Genomic DNA, 14,699 nt, shown 5'->3' on the forward strand with positions numbered 1-14,699 from the left:
GCAGATGAGTCAAGTCATTTCCGTTCGCCGCCCGGCCGCCGACGCGTCGATCGGCCAGGCGCTGAAAAACGCCGTCGCCGCCGCATTCCTGACGGCGATCCTCACGATTCCGGTGCTCGGGCTGCAACTGAAGCTCGACGGCTATCAGGTGGTGCTCACGCCGCACTGGCGGCCGGTGTGGATCGCGGTCGCGGGCGTGTTCCTGTTCCAGTTGTTCAAGCCGTGGCTCGTGCGCGCGAAATCGGCGGTGAAGCTGCCGGCGATGCCCGCGATGGGCGCGCAGCAGCAGCGCGTGATCGTCTGGGTGCTGCTCGCGGTCGGGCTCGTGTGGCCGTTCTTCGGTTCGCGCGGCGCGGTGGACGTCGCGACGCTCGCACTGATCTACGTGATCCTCGGCCTCGGGCTGAACATCGTGGTCGGTTTCGCGGGCCTGCTGGATCTCGGCTATGTCGGGTTCTATGCGGTGGGCGGCTACACGTACGCGATGCTGAACCAGTATTTCGGGCTGTCGTTCTGGGAGTGCCTGCCGCTTGCCGCGATCGCGGCCGCGACGTTCGGCTTCCTGCTCGGCTTCCCGGTGCTGCGCCTGCGCGGCGACTATCTCGCGATCGTCACGCTCGGCTTCGGCGAAATCATCCGCCTGCTCGCGAACAACCTGACGAGCCTCACGGGCGGCCCGGACGGCATCTCGGGCATTCCGAAGCCGACCGTGTTCGGCTTCGAGATGGCGCGCAGCGCGAGCGTCGAAGGCGCGAAGACATTCCATGAACTGATCGGGCTGGAATACAGCGGCGACCACGTGGTGATCTTCCTGTACCTGCTCGCGCTCGTGCTGGTGGGCTTCACGCTGTTCGTGACGAGCCGGCTGATCCGCATGCCGATGGGCCGCGCGTGGGAAGCGCTGCGCGACGACGAGATCGCGTGCCGGTCGCTGGGCCTGAACCCGACGCGCATCAAGCTGTCGGCATTCACGCTCGGCGCGGCGTTCGCCGGTATCGGCGGGGCGTTCTTCGCGGCGCGTCAGGGCCTCGTGAATCCTGAGTCGTTCACCTTCATCGAATCGGCGCTGATCCTCGCGATCGTCGTGCTCGGCGGGATGGGCTCGCAGCTCGGCGTGATTCTCGCGGCGATCCTGCTGACCGTGCTGCCGGAAGTCGCGCGCGGCTTCGCCGAGTACCGGATGCTGATCTTCGGTCTCGTGATGGTGTTGATGATGATGTGGCGTCCGCAGGGCCTGCTGCCCGCGAGCCGTCCCCACGTGGAGTTGCCGCAATGAGCGCGAATGCAGAACTGTTGAAGGTCGCCGGGCTGCAGATGCGCTTCGGCGGGTTGCTCGCGGTGGACGGGATCGATTTCGACGTACGCCGCGATGAAGTGTTCGCGATCATCGGGCCGAACGGCGCGGGCAAGACCACGGTGTTCAATTGCGTCGGCGGCTTCTACAAGCCGACCGGCGGCGACGTCGTGCTCGACGGTCATGCGATCGGCGGGCTGCCGAGCCACAAGATCGCGTTGAAGGGCCTCGTGCGCACGTTCCAGAACATCCGTCTGTTCAAGTCGCTGACGGTCGTCGAGAACCTGCTCGTCGCGCAGCATCGCAAGGTGAAGGCGGGGCTGCTGCCCGGCTTGTTCTCGACGCCCGCGTATCGCCGCGCGGAAAAGGACGCGCTCGAACGCGCGGCGGTGTGGCTCGACCGGATGGGGCTGACGTCGGTCGCCAACCGGCCGGCGGGCACGCTGTCGTACGGGCACCAGCGGCGTCTGGAGATCGCGCGCTGCATGATCACGGAGCCGCGCCTCCTGATGCTCGACGAGCCGGCGGCCGGCCTCAACCCGCAGGAAAAGATCGAGCTGCAGCACCTCATCGACAGGCTGCGCCGCGAGTTCGGCGTGTCGGTGCTGCTGATCGAACACGACATGAGCCTCGTGATGGGCGTGTCCGACCGCATCCTCGTGATGGAGCACGGCCGGCCGATCGTGATCGGCACGCCGGAAGCGGTCCGCAACGACCCGCGCGTGATCAAGGCGTATCTGGGGGAAGAGTGATGCTGAAGCTGGAACAGGTCCATACGCACTACGGCGCGGTCGAAGCGCTCGCGGGCGTGTCGATCGAAGTGAACAAGGGCGAGATCGTCACGCTGATCGGCAGCAACGGCGCGGGCAAGACGACGCTGATGATGACCGTGTGCGGCACGCCGCGCGCCTCGTCGGGCCGCGTGCTGTTCGAGGGCAACGACATCACCGGGATGTCGACGCACCAGATCATGCGGCAGGGAATGGCGATTTCGCCGGAAGGGCGGCGCGTGTTCCCGAGCCTGACGGTACTCGAAAACCTGAAGATGGGCGGTTTCTTCGCGAGCCGTCACGAGATCGACGACGGCATCGAGCACGTGTTCAAGCTGTTTCCGCGCCTGAAGGAGCGCGCGGCGCAGCGGGCCGGCACGATGTCGGGCGGCGAGCAGCAGATGCTGGCGATCGGCCGCGCGCTGATGAGCAAGCCGCGCCTGCTGCTGCTCGACGAACCGACGCTCGGCCTCGCGCCGCTCGTGATCGCGCAGATCTTCGACATCATCCGCACGATCCGCGACGAAGGCGTCACGGTGTTCCTGGTCGAGCAGAACGCGAACAAGGCGCTGGGTGTGGCCGATCGCGGCTACGTGCTCGAAACGGGGCGCGTGGTGCTCGCCGATACGGGCGCGAACCTGCTCGCGAACGACCGGATCAAGCAGGCGTACCTCGGCGGTTGATGCCGAAGCCGCCGACAGCCGCCGGCCTGCAACGGGCCGGCGGCGCTTCCCGTTTTGCGTTCTCATGCAAGGCCGGTTCCCGGCCTTGTCTTCCTATCCGATCCTGAACGTGCTTTTCAGTACGTCGCGCAGATGCAGCGCGGCGCGATTGCTGTCGTCCGTCAGGATATAGATCAGGTGCGGCGGGAGATCGGGCAGCACGATCCCGGCGACGTGGCTCGTCAGGTTGCCGGACACGCGATCGTGTTCGATCAGGCCGACCGCGAGGCCGTTGGCGATACACGCTTCGACCGCCGGCGAACTGGCGCTTTCGAGCAGCATCCGGTGCGCGATCTTCGCCTTCCTCAGTGCGTTCAGCGCGGTGTCGCGGTACGGGCAGCCCTGCAACTGCACGGCGATCGGCAACGGTGCGTCGGGATTGAACTTGAAGGTCCGCGCGGCGACCCATACCGGGTGCGTCTTGCTGAGCAGCTCGCCGTGCGGCGGCGCTTTCGGCACCACGGCAATCGTGATGTCCAGCTGGCCGCGCGAGAACAGCGACTGCAGCTCTTCGCTGGAGCGCGCCTCGACGGTCAGTTCGAGCAGCGGCCGGTCGGCGGCGAAGCGCGGCAGGAATTCCGCCATGAAGTGCGCGGCGTACGAATCGGGGATCCCGAGCCGCAACTTGCCGGTCAGCATCTGCGGCGACAGCGACTCGACGAGCCGGTCGTGGCTCAGCAGGAACTCGGTGGTGTCGCTCAGCAGCTTGTGGCCGAACTGCGTGAGTTCGACGGCCTGGTTGTTGCGCGTGAACAGGCGCTGCGCAACCATCTCTTCCAGCTTCTGAATCTGCGCGGTGACCGACGACGGGCTGCGGTTCACGTGGGCGGCCGCATCCTTGAAGCGGCCGAGCTTCGCGACCGCATGGAAGGTGCGCAGCAGATCGACGTCCAGGGTACGCGGCATGATTTGGAAATTCCGAATCAGTGATTCAGGTAATGTCGATTGACGGAATTATTGGGCATCCCTATCCTCGGGTCAACAGGCAGACGACGGCAGGCAGCCGGCCGGGCGTTGCACGTATCCGGGGAACGATTCATGTCGATCAACGATTTCGTTGTAGATGCATTGGTGCGCGACAGGAAGCTGAAGGCCGAATCGGTATGGACGGTCGAGAATCACGAAAAATATTCGACGCTGAAGCGCGGCGACGATGATACGAGGAGGAAGGAAGCCGGACGCGAGGTGTTTTCGCTGATGCGAAACCTGAACGAGCTGGGCGTGCGCAGCCCCGCGCTGTGCGCGGACCGCGACGGCAACGGTTCGTTGCGCGAAGCGATCGGCAAGCTGAGCGAGCGGCTCGCGACGTTGTCGCGCGGCCGCGATGTGCATTACATCGAGCTCGGGCCGGAACCGGTCAAGACGACCGAGCTCGTGAAGGCCGTCAGCGGCGGCGGGCCGGACCATCTGCGCTACACGGCCGTCGACATCAACGAATCGTCGGAAGACGCGATGCGGCACGCGATCATGCCGTTCCTGAAAACGCCCGGCTGTTTCAACTACATCGCCGACGATTACCGGAACGTGCAGTGGGGCCGCATCGACCAGGGCCAGGACGTGACGTTCATCACGATGCTCGGGTTCCAGGAGGGCAACGAACTGCCGGTGACGATCGGCCGGGTCATTCGCAATCTCGGCGGCAAGTCGACCTACGTCGTGTCTGAAATGCAGTTGCTGGTCGAGGGCAGGGAGGAGCCCATCTACACCTTCTACCAGAACGAGAACATGGTGCGGTTTTCCGAGGTCGTCAGCCGGCAGCAGGGCTTCGAGCCGCTCGGCCAGCACCATGTGTCGATCGTCCGGCTCAATCTGCTCGGCGACCAGTTCCATGTGGCGGTCACGCTGCAACCGGTGTCGAAAGCCGGGGCGGACGGGCATCTGATCACCAACGTCTGCCTGAAATACACGCCGGAGCAATTCCGCCGCGTGCGCCACAGCCACGCCAATTGCCGCGTGATCGACGAACTGCACAGCGGCGACGGCAGCGTCGTGTACCAGATCGCGCAGTTCAAGGGCTGAATGCCGAAACGACCACAGCGAGGCACGCGATGAACAAGGGAAATGCATTGCCGGTGTTTGCGCGAGGGATCGACCGGGTGAGGCTCGCGCTGCAGACGTCGCTTTCCGGCGGCGCGAACGTCGACGGCGCGCTCGACGCCGCGACGGAGCCGATGCGCTGGACCCGTGCCTGCCTGCGCGACGGCTACGAGGTGCGATACCGGCGCAACCTCGACGATCTCGGCTATCGCGACGTGCCGATGCGCGGCACGCGCTCGGATGCACTCAACGCGGTGTGCCATCTTCGCGGGCTGTTTTCCGACGAAGCGGTCGATGCGTTGCGCGAGATCGGCCGCGCGCTGGAGCGCAGCGCGTCGAGCAGCAACTGGATCATCTCGAAGCGCGTGCGTGCGGTGACGGAGCGCTCGCGTTTCATTGACGACATGATGCACGACCGTGCGTTCCTGCTGAGGGTGTCCCGTCTCGCCGGTGCGCCGCTGATTCCGTATCCGATGGTCAATGCGCGGTCGCAGTTCAACTACTACTACCCGACCGACCAGCGCGACGGCCGGGAGCAGTTGGGCATGTGGCATACCGACGGCACCAGTTTCGTGCTGAACATCGTGCTGTCGGATCGATCCGACTACGAGGGCGGAAACTTTCTGTTCTACGAATCGACCGCGGAGACGTTCGACCGCCACGATCGCGAACGCCGGCACGTGAAGACCGCGAACCTCGACAACGCGGGCGACGCGCTGCTCATCTATGGCAGCAAGCTGTTCCATGGCGTCGAGCCGGTCGTGTCGGGGCGCCGCATGTCGCTGGTGCTGTCGTTTCATTGCCCGCTCACGCGGGAGGACGACAACGGTTTCTGGCATCTCGCGTCGGACGACGGCATCCCGCGCACGATCGTCAACTGGCTGGCGCTGCAGCGCGCGCTCAAGGACGATGCCGAACTGCAGTACCGGCGCCTCGGGCTCGAACCGATTCGCCCCGAGGATCTGGAGGACCAGCGCGTGTCCCCGGCCACTTTCTGAGAGCCGTCGCCCCATGCAGCTATTCCTGCTCCAGCTCGTTTTCGTGTTGTCGTGGAGTTCCGGTTTCATCGGCGCCAAGCTCGGCGCGGAGACGGCCGGCGCGTTCAACCTGTTGTTCTGGCGGTTCCTGCTCGTCACGCTTTGTCTGGCGATCGTCCTCAACCGGCAGCTCGGGCGCCTCACCTGGGAGAAACTCCGCTATCACGCGGTGATCGGCTTCCTGTCGCAGTTCCTCTATCTGACCTGCGTGTACATCGCGATTCAGCACGGTCTGCCGCCCGGCATCGCCGCGATCGTCGCCGCGTTACAGCCGCTCATCACGGCCGCGATGACGGCGGTGGAAGGCAGCGAGCGCAGCGGGGCGCGCCAGTGGGCCGGGCTCGTCGTCGGGTTCGCCGGCGTGGGCATCGTGATCGGCGGGCAGTACGCGCTGCCGGCTGGCTCGGTCGGGCTCGTCATGTACCTGCTGCCGCTGGTGTCGGCGCTGGGGCTGTCGATCGCGACGATCTATCAGCGGCGCCGCGCACTGACGGCCGCGCGCAGCAACGAGGACGGGCTGTTCCTGCCGCTGTTCGTGCAGGGCTGCGTGAGCCTCGTGCTGTTCGCGGCGTGCGGGATCGTCACGGGCGACCTGCACGTGCCGACCCAGCCGAACGTGTGGGTCTCCGTCGTGTGGCTGACGGTGTTCTCGACCTTTATCGCGTACCTGTCGTTGTGGGCGCTGCTCAAGCGCATGCCCGCGACGCGCGTGGCGACCCTCGTCTATCTCGAGCCGCCCGTCACGCTGATGTGGGCCGCGTGGATGTTCGGCGACCGGATCGAGGTGACGACCTATCTCGGCATCGTCGTCGTCGCGATCGGCGTGTGGCTGGCCGGCAAGCACGGCGAGCGGCCCGCGCGGGCGCGGCGGGCGGACATGGAGGCGGCCGGCCGCTGACGCACTGGTGGCGCGCGCGGTTCCGGTGTAGCGTCGCGGTACTGTCCGAACCGCGAAGGAACACGATGATCGTCAAACGGATCGTCGCCAATATCGACACCCGATCAGTCGACGACGCAAAGCGCTTTTACCAGCGCATCTTCGGCCTCGACCTGCTGATGGACCACGGCTGGATCGCGACCTACGGCAATGCCGAGCAGATGGACGTGCAGATCAGCTTCGCATCGCAGGGCGGATCGGGTACGCCGACGCCCGATCTGTCGATCGAGGTCGACGATGTCGATGAAGCGCTCGCCCGCGTCAATGCGGCCGGGATTCCGGTCGAATACGGCCCCGCCGACGAGCCTTGGGGCGTGCGGCGGTTTTACGTGCGCGATCCGTTCGGCAAGCTGGTCAACGTGCTTGCGCATCGCTGAGGCGGTGCGCGGCGGCTTCGGTGTTTGCGCATGCGGCGCCAGCCCTTTACGGCGTTTTCCCCCGCCTTCTTCGGCCCGTGCAGCGCCAACCCGACGAGATCGAGATTGTCCGCATCGCCGGCACGGCCCCGTCGTGCCCGATAGTGCTTCGACATGGTGGCCTGCGTGCTGACCGGAGTGAGTTTGTAGTCAAATTTGCTTCAATCGTAGTCAAATTGGCTACAGGAGAGCGATCTATCCGGGTTAATACAGAATCGACGACTCCCTCGTCGAATCGTCGAATCGCCGATTCGACATGCGGTGCGTCACGCATGCAGCCTTAGCCCTTTCACGGCCTTCTCCACTGCCTTCTTCGGCCCGTGCAGCGCCAGCCCGACGAGGTCGAGATTGTCCGCATCGCCGGCACGAAACACTTCGCGGTTGGCCGCGTCGTGCCCGGTCGAAAACATCGCGTGCACGTAGGGCACGATCGTGAGTTCGCGCGACAACGCCTGCCGGTGCGCGGCCTGCAGGCCGTTCAGGTCGGCCGCGAATACCAGCATCGGCTGGCCCAGCATCCGGCCGTAGCGGCGTCCCGCCGCATCTTCGTAGGGCTCGCCGAGCGCGTCGGGCGCTTCGGCCGCGACGCCCGTCGCGAGAAACGCGACGACATTGAGTTTTTGCCACGCCGCGAGATCGTCGCGCACGATCAGCGCTACCTTGGTATCGAACATGATTGCTCCTCGTAGGGGCGCTCATGATCGAATGCGGCGCGCGATCCGTCTGGAACGTTTGTGCACAGTTGCCGGTACGCGGCCGGCGTGATCCGGTACGCGCGGCGGAACCAGCGGCCCAGGTGGCTCTGGTCGGCGAAGCCGACGTCCGCGGCGGCCTGCGCGGGCGTGCGGCCGGCCGCCAGCAGCCGGCGCGCGGTACGCAGCCGCAAGCGCACGAGGTACGCGTGCGGCGACGCGCCGAACGCGCGCTGGAACAGCCGCGTCAGTCGGAACCGGTCGACTCCGGCAACGCTCGCCAGCGCATCGAGCCCGATGTTGTCGTCCATGTGTTCGTGCAGCAGGTCGCGCACGCGCGCGATCGACGGCGGCACGACGCTGCTTTCCAGCGCGGGCGGGCTGCGCAGTTCGCCGCCGAGACGCAGCAGCAGACGGTCGAGCGCCTGGTCGCGCGCGAGCTTGCCTTCGTTGCCGTGGATCGAGAAAAACGCGTGCCGGATCGCGTCGACGAGGCCGCGGTCGTCGACCAGCGTATGGCCGAACGACGCCTCGACGCCGCCGAGGCCCGGCAGGTCCAGCCGGCGCGCCGCGCGCTCGACCCACGCTTGCGGCAGGTACAGCATCCCGTACGTGAAGCCGCCGGCTTCCGGCGCATGACCGTCGTGCAGCGCGCCCGGCTCGATCAGGATCGCGCGGCCCGGCACGCTCGTATGCACCGACCGATGGCACTGGAACTGCTGCACGCCCTGTTCGGTGAAGCCGACCAGCATGTCGTCGTGATCGTGCGCATCGTATGCATGGCCGTTGAAATGCGCATGCAGGCTTTCGATGCCGGTTTCCGCATCGCGCCGTGCGACGAGCCAGTGGTCGGTCGTGTCGAGTTTCTTCGCGGGTGTCGTCATCGGATGCGGCGCGCGTGGTCGTTGCTCGGCGAATAGTGTACGCAGGTCGCGCGACGGGAATTGGGGAGCGCATCATGATCCGTTTGCCGCCGCCTGTTCGTCGCGCGCATATTGCGCGGGCGGCCGGCCGACGTGCCGCGAGAACGCGACGCTGAAAGTGCTCGCCGAACTGTAGCCGACGCGCGCCGCGATCTCGGCGATGCGGCCCTCGTTGCGGCGGAGCAGATCCTTCGCGAGCGCCATGCGCCACGTGAGCAGGTATTCCATCGGCGCGAGGCCGACCGCGCGGCTGAAGCGCTCGAAGAAGGTCGAGCGCGACAGCGCCGCTTCTTTCGCCAGCTCGACGATCGTCCACGGATGCGCGGGGCGTTCGTGCATGCGGCGGATCGCGGCGGCGAGCCGGCTGTCGGCCAGCCCGCGCACGAGGCCGGGCGACGCGTTCGTGCCGGACGTGAAGCGCAGCGCCTCGATCAGCAGCACTTCCAGCAGGCGCGCCAGCACGATGTCGCGTGCGGGGCGCTGCGCACGCGATTCGTCGCGGACCAGTTGCACGAGCGTGGTCAGCCGCGGTTCGCCGCGCACGTGCACGAAGCGGGGCAAGAGCGACACCAGCAGCGATGCGTCCGACGAACCGAAGCTGCAGTTGCCGGCCATCATCCGTGTATCGACCGGATTGGCGGGGTCTCCGATCAGGAATTCGCCGTGATCGAGCGCGACCGGCGGCGCGGTTTCGACACCCGGCGGCGGCGGTTCGAGGCTGGACATCGCGACGCCGTACGCCGCCGGAATCAGCATGAAATCGCCGGGCAGCAGCGCGATCGGCGCATGCCCGTCGATCGCGATCCGGCAGCCGCCGTCGAGGATCGCGCAATAGAACGGCTCGCCCGCGACCGTGCGGCTGATCGACCAGGGGCTGGCGCCGCGGATGGACTTGGAATGTCGCGCACCGGGTTGCAGCAGGGTCACGACTTCGGTCAACGGGTCGATCATTGCCGGACGCTCGCAAAAGAAAAGCGGATTTTCGATTGTAGCGAATACGAATCCAGCCATCTATCGTACGAACACATGCCCAACGCACTCACAGGAGTTTGCATGAAGACCGTACTGATCACCGGCTGTTCTTCCGGCTTCGGCCTCGAGATTGCCCGTCATTTCCTGGCCCGCGACTGGCAGGTCGTCGCGACGATGCGCACGCCGCGCGAGGACGTGCTGCCACCGTCGGAGCGCCTGCGCGTGCTGCCGCTCGACGTGACGAACGCGGACAGCATTCGCGCCGCGATCGATGCGGCCGGTCCGATCGACGTGCTCGTCAACAACGCAGGCTTCGGCGCCGCCGCGCCGGCCGAGCTTCTGCCGCTCGACACGGTGCGCGCGCTGTTCGAGACCAACACGATCGGCACGATCGCGCTTACGCAGGCCGTGTTGCCGCAGTTTCGTCAGCGCGGGGCCGGCGTGGTCGTGAACGTCACGTCGAGCGTCACGCTGAAGGCGCTGCCGCTCGTCAGCGCGTACCGTGCGAGCAAGGCGGCGGTCAATGCGTACACCGAATCGATGGCGGTCGAACTCGAGCCGTTCGGCGTGCGCGCGCATCTCGTGCTGCCGGGCCGTGCGCCCGACACGCGCTTCGCCGACAACGCACGCGCGAACATGCACGGCTTCGAGCACGAAGCGTATGCGGAATTCGTCGGGGCGAGCGTCGCGCGGATGCTCGATGCATCCGCGCCGGTCACGCACGCGCAGGACGTCGCCGAAGCCGTGTGGCGGGCGGCGACCGATCCGTCGAGCCCGATGCGTATTCCGGCCGGCGCCGATGCCCTTGAGTGGGCGGCAGCGAGCGCGCCGGCATCGGCGTGACGGCCGTGCAGAGCACGCGCGATCTCGGCGAACTGATCGCGATGCGGTTGCGGCGGCGCGAGGCGGTGTATGCGGTGATGAAGGGGGGCGATGTGAGGGCATCGTGATCGACATCTGAGAGGTTTCGACCGCTGCAATGCTTGTCGTATTCATTGGTGCAGCATTGCAGCGCGGATCGCCCGGCGGTGAGTCGATGCTGTCGCACGCACGGTTTCTGGATGTCGCGATGACGCATCGATCTGACCGAGCGGCATGGGACGGCCCGACATTGCGAAGGGCCACGAGATTGTCCTGACATTTTTGCCGGCGCTCCTTGCGACGGCCGCACATCCCAAACAAAAAACCCGCGAAGCGTCGTGCTGTCGCGGGTTTCCGGAACTGCGGTGCATGCGGGGTAACCGCATTTGGTGCCGACGGCGAGACTCGAACTCGCACAGCTTTCGCCACTACCCCCTCAAGATAGCGTGTCTACCAATTTCACCACGTCGGCACTGCAAGGGGCGCAATTCTAGCGCGACGTTGCGCGTTTGTGAAGGGGGTGTGACGCGATCGTCGGATGCTGCCGGCGATCCCGGTAAAATCCGGGCGATCGACCCGACGATCGTCGCAACCGCCACCTGTTTTCTCCGCGTGACCCACACCCTCGAACAACTGCAGGCCGGCCAGCTCGCCGGCGCACGGCAACTCAAGCTCGCATGCGGCTTGACGGAATTCCCGCGCGAAATCTTCGATCTCGCCGACACGCTCGAAGTGCTCGACCTGACCGGCAATGCGTTGTCCGCGCTGCCGGACGACCTCCCGCGGCTGCACCGCCTGCGCATCCTGTTCGCGTCCGGCAACCGCTTCACCGCCTTCCCCGACGTGCTCGGCGCGTGCGGGCAGCTCGACATGATCGGTTTCAAGGCGAACCGGATTCAAACCGTGCCGCGCGGATCGCTGCCGCGCGCGCTGCGCTGGTTGATCCTCACCGACAACGCAATCGACGCATTGCCCGCCGACATCGGCGACTGCACGCGGCTGCAAAAGCTGATGCTCGCGGGCAACCGGCTGCGCGCGCTGCCCGCCGAAATGGCCGCATGCCGCGCGCTCGAGCTGGTGCGGCTGTCCGCGAACCGGCTGGACGAACTGCCCGACTGGCTGCTGCGCCTGCCGCGCCTCGCGTGGCTCGCCACCGCAGGCAATCCGTTCGGCGCCGCGCCGGAAGCCGCGGCGTCGGCCGGGCCCGAAGTCGTGGACGTCGACTGGGCGTCGCTCGCCTGCGAGCAGAAGCTGGGCGAGGGCGCATCGGGCGTCATTTACCGCGCGCAGTGGCGTGCGGACGGGCAATCGCCACGGGCGGTCGCCGTCAAGCTGTTCAAGGGCGCGGTGACGAGCGACGGTCTGCCCGATTGCGAAATGGCCGCGTGCCTGCACGCCGGCCGCCACCCGAACGTGATCCCGGTGATCGGCAAGGTGCGCGGGCATCCCGACGGCACGCACGGCCTCGTGATGGAACTGGTCGATCCCGCGCTGACGAACCTCGCCGGGCCGCCGAGCTTCGCGACCTGCACGCGCGACGTGTATGCGGCCGACGCGCAATTCGAACCGGCGGCAGCGGTGCGGATCGCGCATGGCATCGCGTCGGTGGCGGGCCATCTGCATGCCCGCGGCATCATGCATGGCGACCTGTACGCGCACAACATCCTGCACGACGGCGAAGGCGCGGCGCTGCTCGGGGATTTCGGCGCGGCGTCGCTCTACGATGCGCGCGATCGTACGCGCGCCGCCGGGTTCGAGCGAGTCGAGGTGCGTGCGTTCGGCCATCTGCTTGGCGAGTTGCTCGCGCGATGCGAACCGCGCACGTGGGCCGGCAGCGAGGCGCTCGATGCGCTCGCGGCGGCCTGCGTGAGCGAAGACGTCGCTGCACGGCCGTCGTTCGACGAGATCGCGGCCGAACTGGCCGCGCACGCGTGACGGCGTCGCGCCTGCTTACGCCTGCCGCGCGGTCAGCAGCTTGATCCCAAGCCCGACGAACAGCAGCCCGCTCGCGCGCTTGAGCGCACGCACCGCGCGGCTCATGCCGAAGCCGCGATGGAACCGGCGCACGCCGGCCGAATAGACGCTGTGAACGACGACGACGGTGCACGCGATCGTCGCGTACATCACGACGAACTGCAGTGCGAGCGGCCGGTCGTGCACGATGAACTGCGGCATGAACGCCGACAGGAAGATCATCGTCTTCGGATTGCTGCCCGATACGAACAGCGCTTCGCGGAACAGTTTCCGGCGGTCGGGCACCGTGATGTCCGCCGCGCCGGCAGAAGCGGCGGCGTTGCGATCGCCGCGCAGTTGCCGGACACCGACGACCATCAGGTACGCGGCGCCCATCACCTTCATCGCGACGAACAGCGGCGGCATCGCGGCCAGCACCGCCCCGACGCCGAGCGCGACGAGTATCACGACCACGCCTTGCGCCGCGAGGTTGCCGGCGATCGTCGCGGCCGTGCCGTGCGTGCCGTAGCGCACCGTGTTGCGGATGACGAGCAGCACGTTCGGCCCCGGCGACAGCGTCGTGGCGAGATAGGCTGCGGCAAACAGCATCCAGGTCTGAATGGCCATGCGGTGCTCCGGGAGGCGGTTCCGGCGATCGGGATGACGCGATGATGCCACGCCAATAAATGGCGCACGCCTGCGCCGGAACCGTGCCGTCGCGGCGCGTCAGCGGGCGTCGCGCATGCAGTACGCGGGAATCGACGGCGGCGTATCGATCGCGGCGGGCCGCGTCATCCACGCGATCCACCCGGCCCAGATCCCGCAGACGATCATCACGGTCAGGTTCAGCGGCGTCCGGTAGCGGACGATCAGGTCGGCCAGCGGCAGGCGGTGTTTCATGTGCGTCTCCTTCGATCGGGGCGGATGGCGTTACTGGCCGGAGTAGGTCGGCGCCTTGGCGTCGCAGGTCGCGGCGACCGTCGAGCCGTCCGCGAAATGCAGCCGGAACGGCACCTTCGCGCCGGGCGCGACGGCTTGGCGCGGTTGCTCGAGCATCACGTGATAGCTCTTCGGCTTGAAGGTCACCGTGCCGTGCGCGGGCACGTCGACGGCATCGACGTGGACCATCTTCGCGGTGCTGCCGTTCGTCTGCGTTTCATGCAGCATCGCCATCCCGTACGCGGGCGTGTCGACGCCCGTCAGCGTGACGGGCGCGTCGCCGTCGTTCTTCAGCGTGAAGTAGCCGGACGACGGAACGGTGGCCGGCATCGCACGGATCCAGCAGTTTTCCGCCTGCACGGCCGGCGCGGCGAACGTGACGGGGGTTTGCAGGGCCAGCAGCGCGAACAGCAGGCCGGTCGACATCGAGCGTTTCATGATTGGTTGTCCTTATGGATGAATTCGACGGGAAGTGGTGACGATGCGACCGGCGTGGCCCGTCGATGCGCATCGCGATGCATCATTTGAGCGTGAACGAGTAGTGGCCTTGCGTACGGTGGCCGTCGCTTGCCACCGCGATCCATGCGACCGTGTAGGTGCCGGCCGTCAGGCTGGTCAGCGCGACGTGCATGCGCTTGCGGTTGCCGGCGTCGACGGACGATTTCCCGTCGACGACCGACTGCCCGTGGCTGTCGGTGACGGCGATCGAGCTGAAAGCCGGCTCGAGCGCTTCGCTGAAGCCGATCGTGACCGCGTGCGGCGCGCTCGAAAGAGTGGAATCGGCGGCGGGTTCCTGCGTCTTCGGGAACGCGTGGGCGTGGGCGGCGTGGATGACGACGAAGCCGAGTGCGGCGAGTGCGCCGCGAACGAAAGTGGCAGTTTTCATGGTTGGGTATGCGAATGGCGAAGCGGATGGCGCGACACGGATTCGACGGCCGGATGCATGCGCATCGTCACGGCAGCACCGATGGCGGGCGACGTCGGCGCGAACGTGCGCGACCGGCCGTTCGCACGCGGGCGAATGCCGGTGCGACAGTCCGGACCAGAAGCGGCCGGCCGCACGCACGGCACGAGGCCGCACGCAACGCGATGAGACATGAACGTCCTTCGAAACGTGACACGTCGCGCACGCCGGCGGCGTGCGCG

16 protein-coding genes, 1 tRNA gene and 3 pseudogenes are annotated in these 14,699 nt (G+C 66.9%); 10 read left to right on the top strand and 10 right to left on the bottom strand.

Features of this window, described 5'->3' with window-relative positions; all coding sequences use genetic code 11:
- Nucleotides 1-4: 4 nt before the first annotated feature.
- Genes HWX08_RS00685 through HWX08_RS00695 form a run of 3 tightly spaced genes read left to right on the top strand, consistent with a single transcriptional unit; the run spans nucleotide 5 to nucleotide 2,747 of the window.
- On the top strand, nucleotides 5-1,276 hold the full coding sequence (locus HWX08_RS00685; RefSeq protein ID WP_069260532.1) for a high-affinity branched-chain amino acid ABC transporter permease LivM: 1,272 nt from the start codon (nucleotides 5-7) through the stop codon (nucleotides 1,274-1,276).
- Entirely contained in the window at nucleotides 1,273-2,046 is a 774-nt protein-coding gene (gene livG, locus HWX08_RS00690; protein ID WP_069260531.1) for a high-affinity branched-chain amino acid ABC transporter ATP-binding protein LivG, read from the top strand. The genes HWX08_RS00685 and livG overlap by 4 nt, the downstream gene beginning before the upstream one ends.
- The gene (locus HWX08_RS00695; RefSeq protein WP_069260530.1) at nucleotides 2,046-2,747 is read left to right on the top strand and encodes an ABC transporter ATP-binding protein; all 702 of its coding nucleotides are present in this window, start codon (nucleotides 2,046-2,048) and stop codon (nucleotides 2,745-2,747) included. Before livG ends, HWX08_RS00695 begins: the two co-directional genes overlap by 1 nt.
- Nucleotides 2,748-2,840: 93 nt before the next feature.
- Here HWX08_RS00695 and HWX08_RS00700 read toward each other — a convergent pair whose 3' ends face one another.
- On the bottom strand, nucleotides 2,841-3,692 hold the full coding sequence (locus HWX08_RS00700) for a LysR substrate-binding domain-containing protein (RefSeq protein WP_174920866.1): 852 nt from the start codon (nucleotides 3,690-3,692) through the stop codon (nucleotides 2,841-2,843).
- Nucleotides 3,693-3,824: 132 nt separating this feature from the next.
- On the opposite strand from HWX08_RS00700, the gene HWX08_RS00705 reads away from it, so the two are divergent.
- From HWX08_RS00705 to HWX08_RS00720, 4 genes are all read left to right on the top strand, one after another.
- Nucleotides 3,825-4,805, top strand: a complete 981-nt coding sequence (locus HWX08_RS00705) for a hypothetical protein (protein WP_069260528.1) — start codon at nucleotides 3,825-3,827, stop codon at nucleotides 4,803-4,805.
- 29 nt (nucleotides 4,806-4,834) lie between these two features.
- Nucleotides 4,835-5,821: a 2OG-Fe(II) oxygenase family protein gene (locus HWX08_RS00710; protein WP_069260527.1), complete on the top strand. Its 987-nt coding sequence runs from the start codon at nucleotides 4,835-4,837 to the stop codon at nucleotides 5,819-5,821.
- A gap of 13 nt (nucleotides 5,822-5,834) precedes the next feature.
- Nucleotides 5,835-6,758 carry a DMT family transporter gene (locus HWX08_RS00715; RefSeq protein ID WP_107311841.1) on the top strand — a complete coding sequence of 308 codons (924 nt, stop codon included), beginning with the start codon at nucleotides 5,835-5,837 and terminating at the stop codon, nucleotides 6,756-6,758.
- Nucleotides 6,759-6,823: 65 nt separating this feature from the next.
- The gene (locus HWX08_RS00720; RefSeq protein WP_069260525.1) at nucleotides 6,824-7,174 is read left to right on the top strand and encodes a VOC family protein; all 351 of its coding nucleotides are present in this window, start codon (nucleotides 6,824-6,826) and stop codon (nucleotides 7,172-7,174) included.
- A 41-nt stretch (nucleotides 7,175-7,215) separates the two neighbouring features.
- Here HWX08_RS00720 and HWX08_RS00725 read toward each other — a convergent pair.
- The 4 genes and pseudogenes from HWX08_RS00725 to HWX08_RS00740 all read right to left on the bottom strand — a co-directional run.
- Nucleotides 7,216-7,299 (bottom strand): annotated as a pseudogene (locus tag HWX08_RS00725) (DUF2000 domain-containing protein); the annotation flags it as partial.
- Nucleotides 7,300-7,479: 180 nt separating this feature from the next.
- Nucleotides 7,480-7,887, bottom strand: coding sequence for a DUF2000 family protein (locus HWX08_RS00730; RefSeq protein WP_069260524.1), 408 nt, complete (start codon nucleotides 7,885-7,887; stop codon nucleotides 7,480-7,482).
- A 47-nt stretch (nucleotides 7,888-7,934) separates the two neighbouring features.
- Nucleotides 7,935-8,789, bottom strand: a pseudogene (locus HWX08_RS00735) (AraC family ligand binding domain-containing protein); the annotation flags it as partial.
- Nucleotides 8,790-8,861: 72 nt separating this feature from the next.
- Complete coding sequence (locus HWX08_RS00740; RefSeq protein WP_107311838.1) at nucleotides 8,862-9,839, bottom strand: AraC family transcriptional regulator; 978 nt, start codon at nucleotides 9,837-9,839, stop codon at nucleotides 8,862-8,864.
- Between the two features lie 42 nt (nucleotides 9,840-9,881).
- On the opposite strand from HWX08_RS00740, the gene HWX08_RS00745 reads away from it, so the two are divergent.
- Entirely contained in the window at nucleotides 9,882-10,643 is a 762-nt protein-coding gene (locus HWX08_RS00745; RefSeq protein ID WP_174920864.1) for an SDR family oxidoreductase, read from the top strand.
- Nucleotides 10,613-10,750: pseudogene (locus HWX08_RS34740) on the top strand (MFS transporter); the annotation flags it as partial. The gene HWX08_RS00745 and the pseudogene HWX08_RS34740, both read left to right, overlap by 31 nt.
- Before the next feature lie 298 nt (nucleotides 10,751-11,048).
- On the opposite strand, the gene HWX08_RS00750 reads toward HWX08_RS34740, so the two are convergent.
- Nucleotides 11,049-11,133, bottom strand: a tRNA-Leu gene (locus HWX08_RS00750).
- Between the two features lie 140 nt (nucleotides 11,134-11,273).
- Between HWX08_RS00750 and HWX08_RS00755 the strand changes: the two genes are divergently transcribed.
- Nucleotides 11,274-12,596, top strand: coding sequence for a leucine-rich repeat-containing protein kinase family protein (locus HWX08_RS00755; protein ID WP_174920863.1), 1,323 nt, complete (start codon nucleotides 11,274-11,276; stop codon nucleotides 12,594-12,596).
- Nucleotides 12,597-12,611: 15 nt separating this feature from the next.
- Here HWX08_RS00755 and HWX08_RS00760 read toward each other — a convergent pair whose 3' ends face one another.
- From HWX08_RS00760 to copC, 4 genes are all read right to left on the bottom strand, one after another.
- A complete protein-coding gene (locus tag HWX08_RS00760; RefSeq protein WP_174920862.1) occupies nucleotides 12,612-13,241 on the bottom strand; it encodes a LysE family translocator in 630 nt (209 codons plus the stop codon).
- Nucleotides 13,242-13,340: 99 nt separating this feature from the next.
- Nucleotides 13,341-13,514, bottom strand: a complete 174-nt coding sequence (locus HWX08_RS00765; protein ID WP_174920861.1) for a hypothetical protein — start codon at nucleotides 13,512-13,514, stop codon at nucleotides 13,341-13,343.
- Between the two features lie 30 nt (nucleotides 13,515-13,544).
- Entirely contained in the window at nucleotides 13,545-13,991 is a 447-nt protein-coding gene (locus HWX08_RS00770; protein WP_174920860.1) for a copper chaperone PCu(A)C, read from the bottom strand.
- 82 nt (nucleotides 13,992-14,073) lie between these two features.
- Nucleotides 14,074-14,439, bottom strand: coding sequence for a copper homeostasis periplasmic binding protein CopC (gene copC / locus HWX08_RS00775; RefSeq protein WP_107311834.1), 366 nt, complete (start codon nucleotides 14,437-14,439; stop codon nucleotides 14,074-14,076).
- Nucleotides 14,440-14,699: the final 260 nt, after the last annotated feature.

Source organism: Burkholderia metallica (assembly GCF_902832845.1).
Lineage (GTDB): Bacteria > Pseudomonadota > Gammaproteobacteria > Burkholderiales > Burkholderiaceae > Burkholderia > Burkholderia metallica.